Annotated in this window: 17 protein-coding genes; 10 read left to right on the top strand and 7 right to left on the bottom strand. The window is 41.5% G+C overall.

The features are described 5' to 3' along the window. Positions 1–59: 59 nt before the first annotated feature. Entirely contained in the window at positions 60–1,838 is a 1,779-nt protein-coding gene (gene aspS, locus FW757_RS14365; protein ID WP_145242380.1) for an aspartate--tRNA ligase, read from the bottom strand. 203 nt (positions 1,839–2,041) lie between these two features. On the opposite strand from aspS, the gene FW757_RS14370 reads away from it, so the two are divergent. After that, positions 2,042–2,890: a DUF72 domain-containing protein gene (locus FW757_RS14370; protein ID WP_182717961.1), complete on the top strand. Its 849-nt coding sequence runs from the start codon at positions 2,042–2,044 to the stop codon at positions 2,888–2,890. Between the two features lie 38 nt (positions 2,891–2,928). Continuing rightward, positions 2,929–3,426, top strand: coding sequence for a M48 metallopeptidase family protein (locus FW757_RS14375; RefSeq protein WP_149982946.1), 498 nt, complete (start codon positions 2,929–2,931; stop codon positions 3,424–3,426). 48 nt (positions 3,427–3,474) lie between these two features. On the opposite strand, the gene FW757_RS14380 is transcribed toward FW757_RS14375, so the two are convergent. Further along, positions 3,475–4,368: a LysR family transcriptional regulator gene (locus FW757_RS14380; protein ID WP_145242350.1), complete on the bottom strand. Its 894-nt coding sequence runs from the start codon at positions 4,366–4,368 to the stop codon at positions 3,475–3,477. 122 nt (positions 4,369–4,490) lie between these two features. Here FW757_RS14380 and FW757_RS14385 point away from each other — a divergent pair, with 122 nt between their 5' ends. Continuing rightward, on the top strand, positions 4,491–5,747 hold the full coding sequence (locus FW757_RS14385; RefSeq protein WP_182717960.1) for an adenylosuccinate synthase: 1,257 nt from the start codon (positions 4,491–4,493) through the stop codon (positions 5,745–5,747). A gap of 162 nt (positions 5,748–5,909) precedes the next feature. Here FW757_RS14385 and FW757_RS14390 read toward each other — a convergent pair whose 3' ends face one another. Then, on the bottom strand, positions 5,910–6,362 hold the full coding sequence (locus tag FW757_RS14390) for an Lrp/AsnC family transcriptional regulator (RefSeq protein ID WP_182740037.1): 453 nt from the start codon (positions 6,360–6,362) through the stop codon (positions 5,910–5,912). A 107-nt stretch (positions 6,363–6,469) separates the two neighbouring features. On the opposite strand from FW757_RS14390, the gene rarD reads away from it, so the two are divergent. Further along, positions 6,470–7,369, top strand: coding sequence for an EamA family transporter RarD (gene rarD, locus FW757_RS14395; RefSeq protein WP_182717959.1), 900 nt, complete (start codon positions 6,470–6,472; stop codon positions 7,367–7,369). A 126-nt stretch (positions 7,370–7,495) separates the two neighbouring features. On the opposite strand, the gene FW757_RS14400 is transcribed toward rarD, so the two are convergent. Further along, positions 7,496–8,185 carry a DUF3334 family protein gene (locus tag FW757_RS14400; protein WP_145242354.1) on the bottom strand — a complete coding sequence of 230 codons (690 nt, stop codon included), beginning with the start codon at positions 8,183–8,185 and terminating at the stop codon, positions 7,496–7,498. 115 nt (positions 8,186–8,300) lie between these two features. Between FW757_RS14400 and cmoA the strand changes: the two genes are divergently transcribed. The 5 genes from cmoA to FW757_RS14425 all read left to right on the top strand — a co-directional run bounded on the left by cmoA (position 8,301) and on the right by FW757_RS14425 (position 12,666). Next, on the top strand, positions 8,301–9,026 hold the full coding sequence (cmoA, locus tag FW757_RS14405; RefSeq protein WP_145242356.1) for a carboxy-S-adenosyl-L-methionine synthase CmoA: 726 nt from the start codon (positions 8,301–8,303) through the stop codon (positions 9,024–9,026). Positions 9,027–9,046: 20 nt separating this feature from the next. After that, positions 9,047–10,015: a tRNA 5-methoxyuridine(34)/uridine 5-oxyacetic acid(34) synthase CmoB gene (cmoB, locus tag FW757_RS14410; RefSeq protein ID WP_182717957.1), complete on the top strand. Its 969-nt coding sequence runs from the start codon at positions 9,047–9,049 to the stop codon at positions 10,013–10,015. A 200-nt stretch (positions 10,016–10,215) separates the two neighbouring features. After that, a complete protein-coding gene (purM, locus tag FW757_RS14415; protein ID WP_145242360.1) occupies positions 10,216–11,268 on the top strand; it encodes a phosphoribosylformylglycinamidine cyclo-ligase in 1,053 nt (350 codons plus the stop codon). Then, a complete protein-coding gene (purN, locus tag FW757_RS14420; protein ID WP_145242362.1) occupies positions 11,268–11,915 on the top strand; it encodes a phosphoribosylglycinamide formyltransferase in 648 nt (215 codons plus the stop codon). The genes purM and purN overlap by 1 nt, the downstream gene beginning before the upstream one ends. Continuing rightward, a complete protein-coding gene (locus tag FW757_RS14425) occupies positions 11,869–12,666 on the top strand; it encodes a DUF3108 domain-containing protein (protein ID WP_404699423.1) in 798 nt (265 codons plus the stop codon). The genes purN and FW757_RS14425 overlap by 47 nt, the downstream gene beginning before the upstream one ends. A 103-nt stretch (positions 12,667–12,769) precedes the next feature. Here FW757_RS14425 and FW757_RS14430 read toward each other — a convergent pair whose 3' ends face one another. Further along, the gene (locus FW757_RS14430; RefSeq protein WP_149982940.1) at positions 12,770–13,534 is read right to left on the bottom strand and encodes a class II glutamine amidotransferase; all 765 of its coding nucleotides are present in this window, start codon (positions 13,532–13,534) and stop codon (positions 12,770–12,772) included. Positions 13,535–13,833: 299 nt separating this feature from the next. Between FW757_RS14430 and fadE the strand changes: the two genes are divergently transcribed. Continuing rightward, positions 13,834–16,290, top strand: coding sequence for an acyl-CoA dehydrogenase FadE (gene fadE / locus FW757_RS14435; RefSeq protein WP_149982939.1), 2,457 nt, complete (start codon positions 13,834–13,836; stop codon positions 16,288–16,290). A 4-nt stretch (positions 16,291–16,294) separates the two neighbouring features. Here the strand turns inward: fadE and FW757_RS14440 are convergent, their stop codons facing one another. Both FW757_RS14440 and FW757_RS14445 read right to left on the bottom strand, forming a co-directional pair. Next, a complete protein-coding gene (locus FW757_RS14440; RefSeq protein WP_182740035.1) occupies positions 16,295–17,410 on the bottom strand; it encodes a DUF6136 family protein in 1,116 nt (371 codons plus the stop codon). Next, on the bottom strand, positions 17,407–17,997 hold the full coding sequence (locus FW757_RS14445; protein ID WP_182732242.1) for an ABC transporter ATP-binding protein: 591 nt from the start codon (positions 17,995–17,997) through the stop codon (positions 17,407–17,409). The genes FW757_RS14440 and FW757_RS14445 overlap by 4 nt, the downstream gene beginning before the upstream one ends. Positions 17,998–18,179: the final 182 nt, after the last annotated feature.

Genomic DNA, 18,179 nt, shown 5'->3' on the forward strand with positions numbered 1-18,179 from the left:
CCTTAAGCCTACACTTAAGGGTTTTAAATCAATAGTAAGATTAAGTGCTAATTAATCACTTATTCTGCTGATTTTTCAGCTTTTTCAACAACACTAATAGCAAGCTCTGTAAGCGAATCTGCATTTGCTTTACTTGGTGCGTTAGTTAACAAACACGACGCTTGGGTTGTTTTAGGGAAAGCAATCACGTCACGAATATTATCAGTACCACACAGTAGCATTGCTAAACGGTCTAAACCGAACGCTAAACCAGCATGTGGTGGCGTACCGTATTTTAACGCTTCAAGTAAGAAACCAAACTTGTCTTGCTGCTCTTGTGCATCAATACCTAGGATTCTAAACGCTGCTTCTTGCATATCTGTATTATGAATACGTACCGAACCACCACCTACTTCGTAGCCATTTAGTACCATATCGTATGCATCTGAAATAGCCGCTGCTGGGTTTGCTTCAAGTTCGCTTGCATTTACATCTTTTGGTGCTGTAAATGGGTGATGAACAGCATGCAATGTACCTTCGTCGTCTTCTTCAAACATTGGGAAGTCAACAACCCAAAGTGGAGCCCAGCTATTTAGATTAGTGATCTCTAAATCAAGGCCAATCTTAATACGTAGCGCGCCCATAGCTTCGTTTACTGTGTTGCGTTTATCAGCACCGAATAAAATGATGTCGCCAGTTTGTGCGTTAGTGCGTGCAAGAAGTTCGTTGATCACCTCTTCATTTAAGAACTTAGCGATTGGCGATTGCACGCCTTCAGCGCCTGCACCGCGGTCGTTTACTTTCATCCACGCAAGCCCTTTCGCGCCATAAATACCGATGAATTTAGTGTAGTCATCTAGTTGCTTACGCGAAAGTGATGCACCGCCTGGTACTGTTAATACAGCAACACGGCCTTTTTCATCATTGGCAGGACCAGAAAAAACTTTAAACTCGACGTCTTTCACTAAATCGGCAACGTCAATTAATGTCATTGGGTTACGTAAATCTGGCTTATCAGAACCATACAAGCTCATTGCCTCAGCGTAAGGCATGATTGGGAACTCGCCTAAATCCACGTCTAGCAATTGCTGCCACATTTCGCGGATCATTTTTTCTGTGATACCACGTACCTGAGCAGAGCTCATGAACGAGGTCTCTATATCGATTTGAGTAAACTCAGGCTGACGGTCAGCACGTAAATCTTCATCACGGAAACATTTAACAATTTGGTAGTAACGGTCAAAACCCGACATCATCAACAATTGCTTAAACAACTGCGGAGACTGCGGTAATGCGTAAAAACTGCCTTTGTGAACACGGCTCGGTACTAAATAATCGCGCGCTCCTTCTGGGGTAGCTTTTGTAAGTACTGGCGTTTCGATATCTAAGAAATTATTTTCATCTAAGAAACGACGCACAAAGCTGCTAGCTTTAGCGCGTAGTTTAATACGGTCACTCATTTCTAAACGACGAAGGTCTAAGTAACGATATTTTAAGCGACGCTCTTCAGAGTTTACCTGATTAAAATCAAGTGGCAACGGCTCTGAACGGTTGATGATAGTAAGGCCTGTGCCTAAAATTTCAACTTCACCCGTTGCCATATCTTTGTTGATTTGGCTGTCAGGACGTGCGCGAACTACACCTTTTAATTGTACGCAAAATTCTTGACGTAATGTATTCGCGGTATCCATTAAGCCTTCAACTTCAGGATCGAATACAACTTGTACTAAACCTTCTCTATCGCGTAAATCGACAAAGATAAGTCCACCAAGGTCACGTCGTTTGTTGATCCAACCACATAGTTCAACTTCTTGATCTACGTGAGTTTTATTTAGCTGTCCGCAGTATATAGAGCGCATAGTTTTCCTGTCAGTGTAAAGACGAATAGCCGCTTCCCCTAAGAATTGCTGTTTTTGAGGGAGAATAAGCCACTATTTATAAATCATTTTAGGGGGAGCATTATACCCAAGTTACTTGAAAATGCGAGCTCGGCAGCAGCTACTATGCTTTCAATTTATAGATTTGGTATACTAGCCAAAACACACAATCAGTTAACCGTTTTATGTTGTATTTAGGGTGTCCGCAGTGGTCAAGTACCGCGTGGAAAGGCAATTTATTATCAAGTCACTGCAAAAATGCCGATATGTTGCACGAATACGCACAGGTGTTTAATTCAGTCGAAGGCAATACCAGCTTTTATGCCGATCCTAGTGTTGAATCATTAAATCGCTGGCGTGATGCTGTCGGCAATGACTTTAAATTTACTTTTAAATTCCATCGACGCTTTAGTCATGAATTACAGCTTACTCATATCGATGACGAACTCACTGAATGGTTTAATTTATTCGAGCCAATATTGTCTCATGTTGGGCAAATCATGTTGCAGCTACCAAGTAGTTTTAGCCCCAAACAACTGCCGTTATTAGCACAGTTTATTGCCAAGCTCCCGACAGGTTTAAACTACGGCGTTGAAGTTCGCCACCCCGAATTTTTTAAGAAAGGCGCAGCCGAAATTGCCTTTAATCAGCTATTAATAGCAAACAATGTCAACCGTATCTCAATGGACACCCGCGCATTATTTGCAGTTAAGCCGAACACTGAAGCACTCATCGATGCCCAACAAAAAAAGCCCCATTTACCCGTGCATGCCATTGCAACAGGCAATCAACCTATGGCCCGCTTTGTGATTGCCGATTTAGATCATGACTATAAAAGCTATTACCAACCGTGGCTTAAAAAAGTAAAACAATGGCTTGATGAGGGTAAGCACCCGTATGTATTTTTTCATACTGCAGATAACCGCCAAGCACCATTATTAGCACGCGAGTTTTGCCAAGATTTAGGTTACCAGCACCCCGTGCTAAACCCTTTCACTGGTGAAAAAGAAGCCAGTCAAGCCAGCCTTTTTTGACTCGCGTTGAAAATTAATTAACTACAAAGAAGTATTGAATGAGTGATTTTAAACGCTATTTTAGCGGCTATCCAGAGCAAATTGTAACGCAAGTAATGCAGCTTATTGAAAATGATAAACACGGCGCGTATTTAACTAAAAAATACCCAAGCTCCCATAATATTACCAGTGACAAGTCGTTATACGCATACGCCACTGAGCTTAAAAAGCGCTATTTAAAAAATGCGCCACCGTTTGGCCGCGCCGCGTTTAAAAAACAAGGCGATATGGTCACTAACGCGCTAGGTACTCATACGTATCGTATGCAAGGTAAAACCCGCAAGCACGATTTAGCCATCAACAGTGATTTACTGCGTGCACCAGAGGAATTACTCAAAGCTTTAGTAGTACACGAACTCGCCCACTTTAAGGAAAAAGACCACAACAAAAGCTTTTACGCCCTGTGCTGCCACATGGAGCCAAGCTACCATCAACTCGAATTAGATTTACGGATTTTTTGTGTACTAGTAGCTGAAGGTAAAAACCCTTACACATAAAAATAACTGAATCACAAAGTACATAGCCGTACAGTTAACATATAAATACTATGCAAGATGAGTACGGGAGATTTCTTCATTTACCCAATGTAGTAATTGCTTTATCGCTTTTGAAAGTACCTGATTTTGCCTCACTATATAACCTAAACTGGTAGTTGGAAATTGCGGTAATGCGGTCACTGTAGTAGTTAGATTTGCTTTACTGCGCAGGGAAAACTCTGGCACGATGGCAACGCCAAACCCCGCTTCAGCCCAATCAATTTGCGCATCGACACTGCCCACTTCCATCACCCGGTAATTTGGTAAGTTTAAAGATGGCAAGGCACTATCGAGCAAGTCTCGGGTTCGCGTATCATGGCCGAGTAAGATTAATGTTGGCGGCTCAGTCAATGTAACATTGTTATCGTTTTTGGCCTGCTGCCATAACTTTAAATGATTACCTAATGCACACCATTTTATCTGCTGTAATTGCGTAAAATGCAGCGGCTCACTTTCTTTTTGGGCAATCACAAACCCTAAATCAGCTTCAGCACTTTTAACCAATGCTGACGCTTGCGAAGACGTTGTATTGAGCAAAGTAAAGTCAATGCCAGGAAACTGGCGCTTAAAAAGCTGAAAAGGCTCAATCAACAATAAACGAGAAATTATATCACTGGCGGCAATTGTCAGTGTGCCTTGGCTGAGATCATTAATCGCATTTAAGTCAGATTGGCAAACCTGTAATTCCCATAAGGTTTTTTGTCCAGACTCTAATAGCCGTAAACCCGCTTGGGTCAAACTAAAAGGATTACGTTCTATCAGTTTAACCCGTGTCGTTTTTTCTAACTGCTTAATATGCAAGCTAACATTTGGCTGTGTCATATGCAGCGCATTGGCTGTTTTACCAAAGTGCTTTAACTCAGCCAATGTGACAAAAGTTTTTAACCAGTGAATATCTAGCATCTTTATGACCTTAATGGTGTGAAATCGATATGAAATTCTTATCAAGATAATAATTATAATTAATTTCTCTTATTTTAATAGAGCGCATACCATATTCGTTCAATCAATTTGGAGATTAAACTATGCCGTCAATTGTTGTTGTAGGTGCAAACTGGGGTGATGAAGGCAAAGGCCGTATCGTCGATTTTCTAGCTGAGAACGCATCTGCTAGCATTCGCTTTCAAGGTGGTAATAACGCCGGACATACCGTTGTGAATGACTTTGGTACGTTTAAACTACACCAATTACCAAGCGGTATTTTTAATCCTGATTGTATTGCAGTACTAGGCCCAGGCATGGTGATAAGCCCTGGCGCATTAAGCGAAGAAATAGCCGAAGTTAACGCCGCCGGTGTTGATGTAAAATTATGTATTTCTGATCGTGCAACGTTATGCTTACCATTACACGCCCTTGAAGATACCCTCGAAGAAGTGCGCTTAGGCGATGCTGCTTACGGCTCTACTCGTCAAGGAATTGCACCTGCATACGGCGACCGAGTAATGAAAAAAGGCATTTTAGTAGGCTGGTTAAATCAGCCAGACGTTTTATTAGAGCGTATTCAATTTATGCTGGATTGGAAAATGCCACAGCTAAAAGCCCTTTACCCAAGCTGTGATTTTTCACAAACAGCTGAACAAATGACTGAGTGGTTATTAGCTGTCAGCGCTCCTTGGCGTGAATTTATTTGTAATGTAACAGAGCCTTTAAAAGCACTGCAAAAGCAAGATGCCAACTTATTGTTTGAAGCGCAACTAGGCGCAGGCCGCGATTTAGTTTACGGCGAATACCCGTATACTACATCATCAAACGTGACTGCTGCCTATGCAGGAATTGGCAGCGGGCTGCCAGCTTTGCGCCCTGAGCGTGTTATCGCTGTGGCTAAATCATTTAGCTCATCTGTTGGTACAGGTACACTCGTTACCGCCATGGCAGAGCAAGACAATTTTCGTGAAAGCGCGAACGAATATGGCGCAGTGACTGGCCGCCCACGTGATATGGGTTATTTTGATGCAGTTGCCACCCGTAACGGTGTTGAATTACAAGCAGCCACTGAAATCGCTTTAACCAAAATTGATTGCCTATCTGGCATGAAAGATTTAAAAATCTGCGTTGGTTATGCAGGCGATCACAGCGAAAACCCTATTTGGCCACAAACAGCGGCTTTAACGCCAATCTATGAAAGCATGCCAGCGTGGGATGAAGATATTACCGGTTGTCGTACCTTCGACAGTCTGCCTGCTGCAGCGCAGCATTATGTAGAACGCATCGAAGCACTGATGGGAGTACCTGTAAGTATGGTGTCTGTAGGCCCTGAGCGTGAGCAAATGATTATCCGCTAAACACTCAATTGCTATAACCCAAGTGGTTTTATAAACCACTTGGGTTATACGCTAGGCAATTGCAGATTTTCATCCACTATCTGAACAAAAATATTTTGAGTCAGTTATTCAAAAATATTAATCATTCCATCATAAAATAATGGATTGTCACCACAAGTGTATTTAAAGCACATTTAAACTCGATTTAACGCGTTCTAGTACAACGGTGGTTCTAAATGATTTGATATTATCGTTCTCATGAAAAAACTTATCACAAATCTCTTGAAAGCGCTGCATATTAGGCACAACTAATATCAGTACAAAATCAGCTGCACCCGTAACATAATAGCATTGCTGCACTTCAGGACCTGAAAAACGTTGCTTTAGTAGCTCAAGCTCAGAAATATGTGTCCTGTTAACCTCCACTTCTACTAAAATAGTGATAACTTGATTTAGCTTATCTGGGTCTAAAATCGCCACATTTGATACAATATAACCACTTCCCCTGAGTTTATGGATACGGCGCTGCACCGAGGCGGTTGATAGATGTACCGCTTCAGCCAGTTTTCGAAGTGGAGTTTGGCAATCTTTCTGGACTAATTCTAAAAGCGCATAGTCATAGCGATCTAGTTTCATAATATCTCAAGGTGATAAATTTTCTCGCAAACAGTACTTTTTTAGAGCCCATTTATCAATGGTATTGAAATAAAATATACACACCTAATCTCTTCTATATACCGACTATGCAAAACTCTACTAAAACTTCATTGGGAGTTACTTTAAATATAATTTCATCAGCACTTTTTGCACTAATGTTTGCTTACACTTCACTGTTAAATGAACTTCAAGGTCAAGAAACATATGGTTGGCGAGTTTTATTTACGGTGCCATTTTTAACTGTTTTTATTCTACTAAAAGGTTACTGGCCACTAGTACTGGGCATATATACGAGGGTGCGATATGAAAAGTATTTTTGGCTAACACGGCTCCTTTCATCTTTTTTAGTTGGTGTACAATTATGGCTATTCATGTGGGCACCCGTAAATGGATATGGTTTAGCGGTTTCATTAGGCTACTTTATCATGCCAATTACTATGGTAATTATCGGACGGCTTGCTTTTCAAGAGCGTTTAACCCCGCATCAAAAAGTAGCATGTTTATTTGCTCTCATAGCTATTTTAAATCTATTAATTGTTTCTCAATCATTTTTGTGGCCGGTTTGGGTTGTATGCATAGGTTACCCTATTTATTTTTGGCTACGAAAAAAAACCAACACTAATAACATTGGTTGCACATGGGTTGATATGCTCTTGAGCCTTCCTATAGCCTGTTATTTTATCTTTGCCAATGGACAAGTTGTCACGGAGTTAACCGTAAATTTAACATTGCTTTATTTAGTAGTAGGCCTTGGGGGGATTAGTGCTCTAGCGCTTTCGTTTCAATCCCTATCTGCCCCCTATTTAAATTTAAGCCTTTTTGGTTTACTCGTTTATGTTGAGCCTGTGCTGCTATTAATAGTGGCGATTCTTTTAGGCGAGACTATCAACCAAAAGGATTGGCTTACGTACATAGCTATTTTGCTTGCGGTCGTCACATTAATTCTTGAAGGTATAAGAAAGTTACATTTAACTCATTATCGCTAACATTGCTTACTTCTTATATTGCAACGAGGTTTATCAGTAATCCCTTAAGGCCCGCACCACAAACCAAAAAGCGCAAGGTAAACTCGCGCTTTTGTTGTGTTATTTAAAGCTTAAAGCTTGGTAGCTTTATAAACCAAGTTCTGCCATAAAGTCGTCATCTAAATCACTTGCTTTAGCAGCATCATCAGCAGCTTTTTGTTTTTCTGCTTTATGCTTTGCTTCGTTTTCAATGATGTCATCTGGGTCAATAGCTTCAGCAATATCAAAATCGTGCAATTTGATAAACTCAGTTTTATCCATTGCTAATTCTAAATAAAAGATATTTTGTTTACTGGTGGTAAATGTCACGCGCCGTGCTTGCGGTCTATCCATCGTAGTATCGACCGAAATCTGTACTTGCTTGTTGATGGCCATCATCTTCGGTTGATTTTGGGTAATTGAAGTATGTAACTGCTCGCGTACCTTTGAAGTAAAATCACCAACGATTTGGTTCATCAATTCACCGAGTACATTTGATACATCGTCAGATAAATGACTGTGAGCGAGTTCTTCTTCAGGCATCCCCATATTACGCATGTAATCATGATAAATCTCCATCGCCGCTTGCGAGGTGAAATTAGTAATTACCAGTCCTGTAAATCCGCCATCAAATAATACAAAACAACCGATATCAGGACGCATACAGGTGCGGGTTATTTTTTGTACCATTGCTGAGTAGCTAATACTATTACCACTTGCCGATGACAATACACTCGTTACAGAATGACAAAGAGTTGCCAATATATCATCTGTGCTGATCACTTTACTTTTGCTCATAAACTTCTCTTTTTCTACTTGTTATTCATTATTCTAGCCAAGCTACTGAAATTATCACTGACTATCCAGCATAAAATGCTAAAATAGCCCTATTATTTTTCAAGAGACTGTTTGTGTGAACATAAAAGACAGCATTTATGCCACTGAGCAAGCGGTTAAAGACTTTAGCTTTGACCAACATGTAGTAGAAGTTTTCCCAGATATGATCCAGCGCTCAGTTCCGGGTTATGCAACCATTGTTAGTACGATGGGTAAATTGGCCGGTGAATATGCGCAAAGCAATTCAAACCTTTATGATTTGGGCTGTTCCCTTGGCGCAGTAACATTAAGCATGCGCCGTAATATCCGCACTGATAATTGCCATATTATTGCCGTTGATAATTCACAAGCCATGGTTGAGCGCTGTAAATTACATTTGCACGGCTTTCGCTCAGAAGTGCCTGTTACAGTGACGCTTGGTGATATTAATGAGCTAAATATTGAAAACGCGTCAGTGGTCGCCATGAACTTTACTTTACAGTTTATTCCACCCGCACAGCGCCAAGCCGTGCTTGAAAAAATATACGCGAATTTAAAACCCGGTGGTGTATTACTGTTAAGCGAAAAAATCAAAGGCGAGAACGAGCAATGCGATAACTTGCTAATTGACTTGCACCACGATTTTAAACGCCACAATGGTTATTCTGAATTAGAAATTAGCCAAAAACGTACCGCCATTGAGAATGTAATGCGCCCAGATACTTTAAATGCTCACCTTTCTCGACTTACCGATATTGGCTTTAGCCAAACCCAAGTGTGGTATCAATGTTTTAATTTTTGCTCACTGGTAGCAATCAAGTAACAAATATAAAGAGTAATTCAATGTCTCAATGGTTTAACCAATTTTACGCCGCAATCGCACAAAGCCCGCTAAGTCACTGGCTGGAAACGCTACCTAGCCAATTAAAACACTGGCAATTAGAGGCCAGTCACGGTGATTTACCAAAATGGCAGAAAGTGTTAAAAAACTTGCCTGAAGTGGCGACCAAACACGTCAATATTATCGACAAAGTTGAAATTGGTGCCCCTGGCGAAATGACCGACGGCGAACAAAAACAAGTTACACACTTATTAAAACGAATGATGCCATGGCGTAAAGGCCCTTTCAGCCTACACGGTATTGAAATTGATACTGAATGGCGCAGCGATTGGAAGTGGGACCGTTTATTACCGCATATTGAGCCGCTAAAAGGCCGCACGGTTTTAGACATCGGCTGTGGCTCTGGCTATCACTTATGGCGGATGCGCGGTGAAGGCGCTGAGTTTGTGGTTGGCATTGATCCGTCTGATTTATTTTTATGTCAGTTTCAAGCCATCAAACACTTTAACCCAGATGAAAACGTGCATTTATTACCGCTAGGTGTTGAAGCCCTGCCTGAGTTAAAAGCCTTTGATACGGTGTTTTCGATGGGTGTGCTTTATCATCGTCGTTCCCCTATCGACTTTTTAGCACAATTAAAAGCGCAGCTTCGCCCAGGTGGTGAATTAGTGCTTGAAACCTTAGTCATTGAAGGCGATGAAAACACAGTACTAGTGCCCACTGACCGCTATGCGAAGATGCGTAACGTGTGGTTTATTCCGAGCACGGCAGCGCTAAAACTCTGGATGGAACGTGTTGGTTTTAAAGATGTGCAAGTGAAAGACTGCGCTATTACAACGCTTGAAGAACAACGTAAATCAGATTGGATGGAAAACGAGTCCCTGATCGACTTTTTAGATCCAAACGATACTAGTAAAACCATTGAAGGTTACCCAGCGCCGTTGCGTGCAATTTTGACTGCAAAGGCTTAATACTAAAGGAACTCGGTTTTAGGTGCTAGGAACTACCTAGCACCTGCTACCTAAATCTATTGTGTCATTATACGGACAAGTGTCCTTGTCAATAATAGTAAACTCATATTTGAACTAGCCGCGCCCTTGCAATTGTTGTAAAATACGCGCGTTTCTAAGCATACACATGCAAAACCATGCAACTTTTTTGAGGAAATCCTGTGAGCGAACAAAAACAGTCTCTAAGTTATAAAGACGCGGGCGTAGATATCGATGCCGGTAACGCACTTGTTGAGCGTATTAAAGGCGTAGTTAAAAAAACCCGTCGTCCTGAAGTTATGGGCGGAATTGGTGGCTTTGGCGCACTTTGCGAAATCCCAGCTGGTTATAAGCAACCAGTACTTGTTGCAGGCACTGATGGTGTTGGTACTAAGTTACGCTTAGCTATCGACCTTAAAAAACACGATACTGTAGGTATCGATTTAGTTGCAATGTGTGTAAATGACCTTATCGTTCAAGGTGCTGAGCCATTATTTTTCCTAGATTATTATGCAACAGGCAAACTTGATGTTGATACTGCCGCAGACGTAGTAACAGGCATTGGTAAAGGCTGTGAGATCTCTGGTTGTGCATTAATTGGTGGCGAAACTGCTGAAATGCCAGGTATGTACGAAGGCGAAGATTACGACATGGCTGGTTTTTGTACTGGCGTAGTTGAAAAAGCAAATATCATCGATGGCACAAAAGTAGCTGCTGGTGATCAACTAATCGCGCTTGCATCAAGCGGCCCGCATTCAAATGGCTTCTCATTAATTCGTAAAGTACTTGAAGTATCAAATGCTGATACAAGTGCTGAATTTGAAGGTAAAACATTAGGCGAAACTCTGCTTGAACCAACACGTATTTACGTTAAACCATTACTTGAGCTGTTCAAGCAAGTAGATGTTCATGCTCTTTCGCATATTACTGGCGGCGGTTTTTGGGAAAATATCCCACGCGTATTACCAGAGTCTGCAAAAGCAGTAGTTAAAGGTGATAGCTGGCAGTGGCCTGGTATTTTCAATTGGTTACAAGAAAACGGTAACATCACCACCCACGAAATGTACCGCACATTTAACTGTGGTGTAGGTATGGTATTGGTTGTGCCAGCTGACAAACTTGAGCAAAGCTTAAGCATCTTAAAAGAGCTTGGCGAAAATGCTTGGCACCTTGGTGAGATCCATGATGCTAAAGCTGGCGAAGAGCAAGTAGAAATCCTAGGCGGCCGTGATTAATGGCCCCTGCTCGTCTAGTAGTCTTAATTTCAGGTAGTGGCTCTAATTTACAAGCCATCATTGACGCCTGTAATAACGGCGAGATAAATGCAAACATAGCGGCTGTAATTAGTAATAAAGCAGACGCTTATGGCCTTGAGCGAGCAAAGCAAGCGGGCATTGCAACAGCAGTGCTCAGCCATAAAGATTTTGACTCGCGCGAAGCCTACGATGCGCAATTAATGAACGTTATTGATTCTTTTGCACCAAATCTAGTTGTATTAGCTGGGTTTATGCGTATTCTTACTCCTAACTTAGTGCAAAAATTTAAAGGAAAAATGTTGAACATTCATCCTTCTTTGTTGCCTAAGTACCAGGGGCTGAATACCCACCAAAGAGCAATTGATGCAAAAGATGACATTCATGGCGTAAGTGTGCACTTTGTTACTGAAGAATTAGACGGTGGTCCTGTCATTCTTCAAGCCAAAGTACCCGTGCTGGCAGATGATACTGCTGACACATTAGCAAAACGCGTGCATGCACAAGAGCATATAATTTACCCTTTGGTGGTCAAGTGGTTCAGTGAACAACGACTTACTATGGAAGCAGATTATGCAGTTCTTGACAAAAAACAACTTCCTGCACACGGCGCGCACTACCCAGAATAAAAAACTAAGTGCCTTGCTATTCTGTGCGGGCACTTTATTACTTCCTACTAGTTTAATTGCTGGTGAACTTACTCAATTTGAAGCTAACTATGATATTTTGCGCAAAGGCGAAAACCATGGTCAAGGCGTCCGCACATTAAAAAAACTAGCAGATAACAGTTACCAAGTTAGCTACCACAGTGACATTGAGTGGATGATATTCTCAGATTCACGCAAAGAAACATCAAATTTTACTTTCAGCGACAAAAAAATCACGCCTGAAAGTTATAGCATGATCCGCACAGGCACAGGCCCGGATAAAGAATATACACTGCAATTTGACCACACTAAAAAACTCGTAAACAGCAGTGAAAGTAAATACCCCATTGAGTGTGAGTGGTCTGAGCAATTTCAAGACTCAATTTCATACCAAGTACAAGTGCGCGAAGAATTAAAAATGGGTAAAACCAGCTTTTCGTATCCGTTAGTTGATAAAAAAGGCAACTGCCGTGAGTATAACTTTGAGGTCGTTGGTAAAGAGACTATTTCCCTACCAATCGGTAATATCGAAGCGATCAAAGTAAAACGCTTATATGATAATGATAAACGCCAAGCGCTTGCATGGTTCGCCCCTGAAATGGATTACATGCTAGTCAGGATGTGGAAAGGCGAAAAAGGCGTAGAACAATTTGAAGTGCAACTTAACTCGTTCACGGTAACCAACCCAGTTGCATTACCTGAAGAAGTTAAAAACGAAATAACACCAGAATAAATTGCTTTCAAGATGCAAGACGAAAGGCTCAAGTGTGACGATCATAACTTGGGCTTTTCAGCTTATAACCACATTAATTAAGTTCAAACGTTAAAACTGACGGCTAAATTAACTCACCCATTTTAAACAACGCAAATTCACCTGGTTCCATTTTTTGCCAACGCTCATCGTTGGTCAGTGGCCGAGTAGCGATCACCGTTACGACATCATTTGGCGTAGTTTCTTGTTGAAAATCTACCACCATATCTGCATCAATTAACGTAGCCTTACCGAACGGCGCACGGCGGGTGATCCAATGCAAATTATTAGTACAATACGCTAACACATACACACCATCAGTCAGCAACATATTAAACACACCTTTTTCACGTAAAGTGTGTGCAAGCTTTGCCGCATAACGAAACACTGACGCCATATTAGCTGGACGTTTAGGGTATTTTTCACGAATTTGATCGAGTAACCAACAAAACGCCAGTTCACTGTCGGTATTACCCACTGGCCGATAATATTCAGGTTTTAAATCATGATAATTCGAAAGCTGACCATTATGCGCGTAGGTCAGCTCCCTGCCCCACAACTCACGGGTAAAAGGATGCGTATTTTCAAGACAGACACGGCCACGATTACCTTGGCGAATATGGCTAATCACCGAGACACTTTTAATGGGATAGGCCTTTACTAACTTGGCAATTTCAGACTGACAGCTAGGCTCAGGATCTTTAAAAGTACGACACCCCTTCCCTTCATAAAAAGTAATGCCCCAGCCATCTTTATGCGGACCTGTGTTACCACCGCGCTCTAACAGCCCTGAAAAACTAAAACAAATATCTGTAGGCACATTCGCCGACATGCCAAGCAACTCACACATAAAATAAATTAACCTTTCAAAAATTTTTATACTTTTAAAATACTGCTTTTTAAAAAGCGTAAACCCGTAACTTAGGCCTTAGCGGCATTGTTAAACATAAGCAAGGGCAAGGCAAGCAAGAAAACAGCTTAATTTTTTCTCAAATAAATCATACTGACGAATCACACATTTATCCGTATGCTGATGTGCACAGATTACAAAATAACAGTCACTGATATTTTCACTAAGCTACTTGATAATTATTCACTCTAGCGCTACTCTAACTAAAGGTGGTCTGACCTCTATTAAGGATTGAATACATGACACTCATATTTACACTTGGTTTAATCGTGCTGCTCAGCATCGCGAGTTACCACAGAGCGAGCTGGAATACTGCCCTTGGCGTTTCCATCGCAACACTTGTCATTGGTACCTTTGCAGGTGCATTTGGCGCAATTAGCTGGTTGATCTTCTTGATCATTGCAGTGCCATTGTCTGTTACTGGCATTCGTCAGCAATATATTATTAAACCTATTTTTGCCATGTTTAAAAAAGTTACTCCAACTATGTCTGAAACTGAAAAATCAGCCATTGATGCGGGTACAACATGGTGGGAAGCCGATCTTTTTTGCGGCCGTCCTGATTGGAACAAATTACACCAATACCCAATGCCTAAATTGACAATCGAAGAGCAAGCCTTTATCGATGGTCCAGTTGAGGTGGTATGTAGTATGTTGGACGACTGGGAAGCAACTCATGAGTTAACCGATTTACCACAAGATGTTTGGCAATACCTAAAAGATAATAAATTCTTTGCCATGATCATTAAAAAAGAATATGGCGGCCTGCAATTTTCTGCCTTTGCACAATCGTGTGTACTGCAAAAGTTAACCAGTAAATCTACCCTGCTTTCATCAATTGTAGGCGTTCCTAATTCATTAGGTCCGGGCGAATTGTTACAGCACTATGGTACTAAAGAACAAAAAGATCATTACTTACCTCGCCTTGCTAGTGGTCAAGAGATCCCATGCTTTGCCTTAACTTCACCAGAAGCAGGCTCTGATGCCAGCGCCATTCCAGATTATGGTGTGGTATGTAAAGGTATGTGGGAAGGCGAAGAAGTCATTGGTCTTAGCCTAACATGGAACAAACGTTATATTACGCTAGCGCCTGTTGCGACAGTATTAGGTCTGGCGTTTAAACTACAAGACCCAGATGGTCTACTAAGCGATGTTAAAGAGCCAGGTATTACTTGTGCACTTATTCCTACAGACATGCCAGGTGTTGAAATTGGTCGTCGTCATTTCCCGCTAAATGTACCATTTCAGAATGGTCCTACTCGTGGTAAAGACATTTTCGTACCGCTTGATTACATTATTGGTGGACCAGAAATGGCCGGCCAAGGCTGGCGCATGCTGGTTGAATGTTTATCGGTTGGTCGTGCTATTACATTGCCGTCAAACTCAACGGGTGGTATTAAAACAATTGCACTTGCAAGTGGTGCATACAGCCGTATTCGTCGTCAATTCCGTTTACCTATTGGCCAAATGGAAGGTGTTGAAGAGTCACTAGCAAAACTAGCAGGTTATGCGTACAGCTCAGATGCGGCTGTTAGCATGTCAACTGGTGCGGTTGATTTAGGCGAAAAGCCATCGGTTGTTTCGGCAATCATTAAATACCATTTGACCGAGCAAATGCGTGATTCAACCAATCATGCAATGGATGTTCACGGCGGTAAAGGTATTATGCTTGGGCCAAATAACTATTTAGGTCGTGGCTATCAAGGTGCACCAATTGCCATCACTGTTGAAGGTGCAAATATCTTGACCCGTAATATGATTATTTACGGTCAAGGTGCCATTCGCTGCCATCCATTTGTACTGACTGAATTGGGTGCCTGCGCAATCGAAGATCGTGAAGAAGCGCTAGCGGTATTTGATAAAGCATTAATGGGCCACATCGGCTTTACTATGTCTAACCTTGTACGTACTAAGTGGATGAGCTTTACCGGAGCCCGTTTTGCAACTACACCATTTAAAGACGAAACAGCTGAGTTTTACCGTACTGCGTCGCGCTTTAGTGCGTCACTTGCATTGATGTCTGACATTAGCATGGCTGTATTTGGTGGCTCACTAAAACGTAAAGAGCGTATTTCCGCTCGTTTAGGTGATTTGCTTAGTTACCTTTATTTAGTGTCTGCAACGCTGAAACGTTATAACGATGAAGGCCGTAAAAAAGAAGATTTACCGCTTGTACAATGGAGCTGTCAAGATCACCTTTACCACTGCCAACGTGCACTTGCTGATTTAATTAACAATATGCCATCAGCTCCGCTTCGTGCAGCACTTAAGTTGATGTTGTTCCCGTTCGGTCGTCCAGTTCGTAAACCGACTGATAAACTTGAGCATAAATTAGCACAAATTTTACAAGTACCTAGCGAAACACGTAACCGTTTAGCAAGCTACGTATACTTAACAAATGAACCACTTAACTTAGTTGGTCGTCAAGAGCAAACGCTTAAAGACGTGCTAGCTGTTGAACCTTTATTTGATAAGGTATGTCGTGAAAAAGGCGTTAAACTGCCTTTCTTCCAGCTTGATAAAGTTGCTCAGATGGGACTTGAAGCGGGTATTTTAACGCAAGCAGAGGCTGATCAGCTAGCAAGCGTTGAAAAAGCACGTTTAGATGTTATTAACGTTGACGACTTTGACCCTGCAGATTTATTAGCAGGCAAAGCTGCACGTAATAACACGGCAAAAAAGGCGAATGCTGCTTAACATATTAAGTTAACACAGCCAACAGCCCGCCTGTTGTGATCATCCAAACCAGCGCATAATGCGCTGGTTTTTTTTGTGCTATATATAATTGTAATGTACCCCAGCCAACACTCAGGCTCAGTAATAGCCACTCTATTTGAGCGACAAACAACAGATAGCTGCTAAGTGTTATCAAAAAGAACAAGCAACTTGGCATAAATTGGCTGATAAAAAACAGCCGCGATTGGTTATTTGCTTGAAAAAATAGCTGGTACTTATCATGTAGCTTGCCACAATCAAATTGCAGTGAGCTGGTAAACAACACCATAAAAGCGGCGGCTATCACACTAAATATAGCCTCTAAATCAGCACGCTCATTGAGCAAAGTAGTGATTGCCATAAATACACACAACAATAAAGCCACTCGCCATACTAGTACCCTGCTATGTTGCATAAAAAAGCTCAGCCAAAAAGTAGATAATGCATTGACCGATAACCGGTCGCTCAGCGAAAATGCTGGCAACAACATGCTCAGCGCAAATAATATAATAAAGCCACAGTGATAGGCTAACGGCGCTATATTAATCGGTAGCAAGACTAAAATAGCAGTAAATACTAAGCCATATATTAATGCTCTTGGCTTGTACAAACACAGTACACCGAGGCTAAACTGCTGTAACATAAACAGCACAAAATGGGGTGCTCGTAGCCACTGTGAATAGTTTAAATCCAGCGCAATTACAGCACTTGCTAGCAACCAGCCATTGCTTAAAAGCAATAGTTTTATATCCATTAACTTAAGCCAGTTTGACCTTACAATAGTGCGTTGAAAGAGCCGCTGCTGACTATTTTGAATGGCTGATTTCATTGCACTGAGCATCACGCTTTGCAGTAATAGATACAGCCACGCCATTTGAGCGCCATATTGCGGCGCATCTATGCTGTCGATGATTTTGCCCAGACCTAAAAATAACAGCAAAATCATTCCAAGCATGGCTGAGCCAAGTACCACTAAAAATAATAAGCCGAAGTTTTTAAGTTGCTGTAGTAGTTGTGCCAGCTCAATTTTATAGGCCTGATAACGATACTGCATAAATGAGCGATATTGTGCAATCTCAAGCTTAATACCTAGCTTGCTCATAAGGGGACACACTCAAAGCCATGCTCGATAAACGGCGCCGGCTCATGGCAAGTGATAATGATTTGCCCATGCGCTTTATCTGCTAAATAATTATCTAGTAAACCAAGTAAATATATAATGCTGGCTTGATCAAGTGCCGCACTGGGCTCATCTAGTAACAAATACGGCGCACCGCGCATTAACGCTAAAATTAATTGGCACTTTTTTTGATTACCCGATGACAACGCATCAAAACGAGTCGCTAAAAAATCTGAAAAATTAAAGCCGCTGATAAGCGCTGTCGGCCAATCGCAGCCTAAACTGCTAACCGTTAAATTGATAATTTGTTTCGCGGTTAAAAACTCAGGCAGCGCGATGCGATCACTGGCAATTGCTACCTGTTTATAAGGCTCAGACAACACCTTGCCTGCAAATAATATCTGTCCACTTTGTGGTTGCTCAAGTCCAGCAAGCATCATTAGCAGCGTGGTTTTACCTTGACCGTTCGGCGCTTCAATACATACCCTCGGTGCTGTAAAGCTGATGCGATAATCTTTATATAGGATGTTTTGGGCAAATTGCTTGTGTAAACCACTAACTTCAATCATCACTTTCCTTTTATATGAGAGAGCCTTTTATATGAGTGAGTATTATAACGTAGGCTGTATTTTTAACGATACAGGCTTTGTAACACTTTGTTGCAGTTAAAATCAGCTAAAAACTTGCGTTAAAATAGGGTTAGGGCAACACTAAAACCGGTAAAAATATGATTAGATAACAATAAACCAAG

This window comes from Pseudoalteromonas sp. 1181_04 (assembly GCF_052850545.1).

Excerpts from the sequence above, each read along its gene's own strand:
- aspS (WP_145242380.1), bottom strand. The coding sequence starts at position 1,838 with ATGCGCTCTATATACTGCGGACAGCTAAATAAAACTCACGTAGATCAA.
- FW757_RS14370 (WP_182717961.1), top strand. The coding sequence starts at position 2,042 with ATGTTGTATTTAGGGTGTCCGCAGTGGTCAAGTACCGCGTGGAAAGGC.
- FW757_RS14375 (WP_149982946.1), top strand. The coding sequence starts at position 2,929 with ATGAGTGATTTTAAACGCTATTTTAGCGGCTATCCAGAGCAAATTGTA.
- FW757_RS14380 (WP_145242350.1), bottom strand. The coding sequence starts at position 4,368 with ATGCTAGATATTCACTGGTTAAAAACTTTTGTCACATTGGCTGAGTTA.
- FW757_RS14385 (WP_182717960.1), top strand. The coding sequence starts at position 4,491 with ATGCCGTCAATTGTTGTTGTAGGTGCAAACTGGGGTGATGAAGGCAAA.
- FW757_RS14390 (WP_182740037.1), bottom strand. The coding sequence starts at position 6,362 with ATGAAACTAGATCGCTATGACTATGCGCTTTTAGAATTAGTCCAGAAA.
- rarD (WP_182717959.1), top strand. The coding sequence starts at position 6,470 with ATGCAAAACTCTACTAAAACTTCATTGGGAGTTACTTTAAATATAATT.
- FW757_RS14400 (WP_145242354.1), bottom strand. The coding sequence starts at position 8,185 with ATGAGCAAAAGTAAAGTGATCAGCACAGATGATATATTGGCAACTCTT.
- cmoB (WP_182717957.1), top strand. The coding sequence starts at position 9,047 with ATGTCTCAATGGTTTAACCAATTTTACGCCGCAATCGCACAAAGCCCG.
- purN (WP_145242362.1), top strand. The coding sequence starts at position 11,268 with ATGGCCCCTGCTCGTCTAGTAGTCTTAATTTCAGGTAGTGGCTCTAAT.
- FW757_RS14430 (WP_149982940.1), bottom strand. The coding sequence starts at position 13,534 with ATGTGTGAGTTGCTTGGCATGTCGGCGAATGTGCCTACAGATATTTGT.
- fadE (WP_149982939.1), top strand. The coding sequence starts at position 13,834 with ATGACACTCATATTTACACTTGGTTTAATCGTGCTGCTCAGCATCGCG.
- FW757_RS14440 (WP_182740035.1), bottom strand. The coding sequence starts at position 17,410 with ATGAGCAAGCTAGGTATTAAGCTTGAGATTGCACAATATCGCTCATTT.
- FW757_RS14445 (WP_182732242.1), bottom strand. The coding sequence starts at position 17,997 with ATGATTGAAGTTAGTGGTTTACACAAGCAATTTGCCCAAAACATCCTA.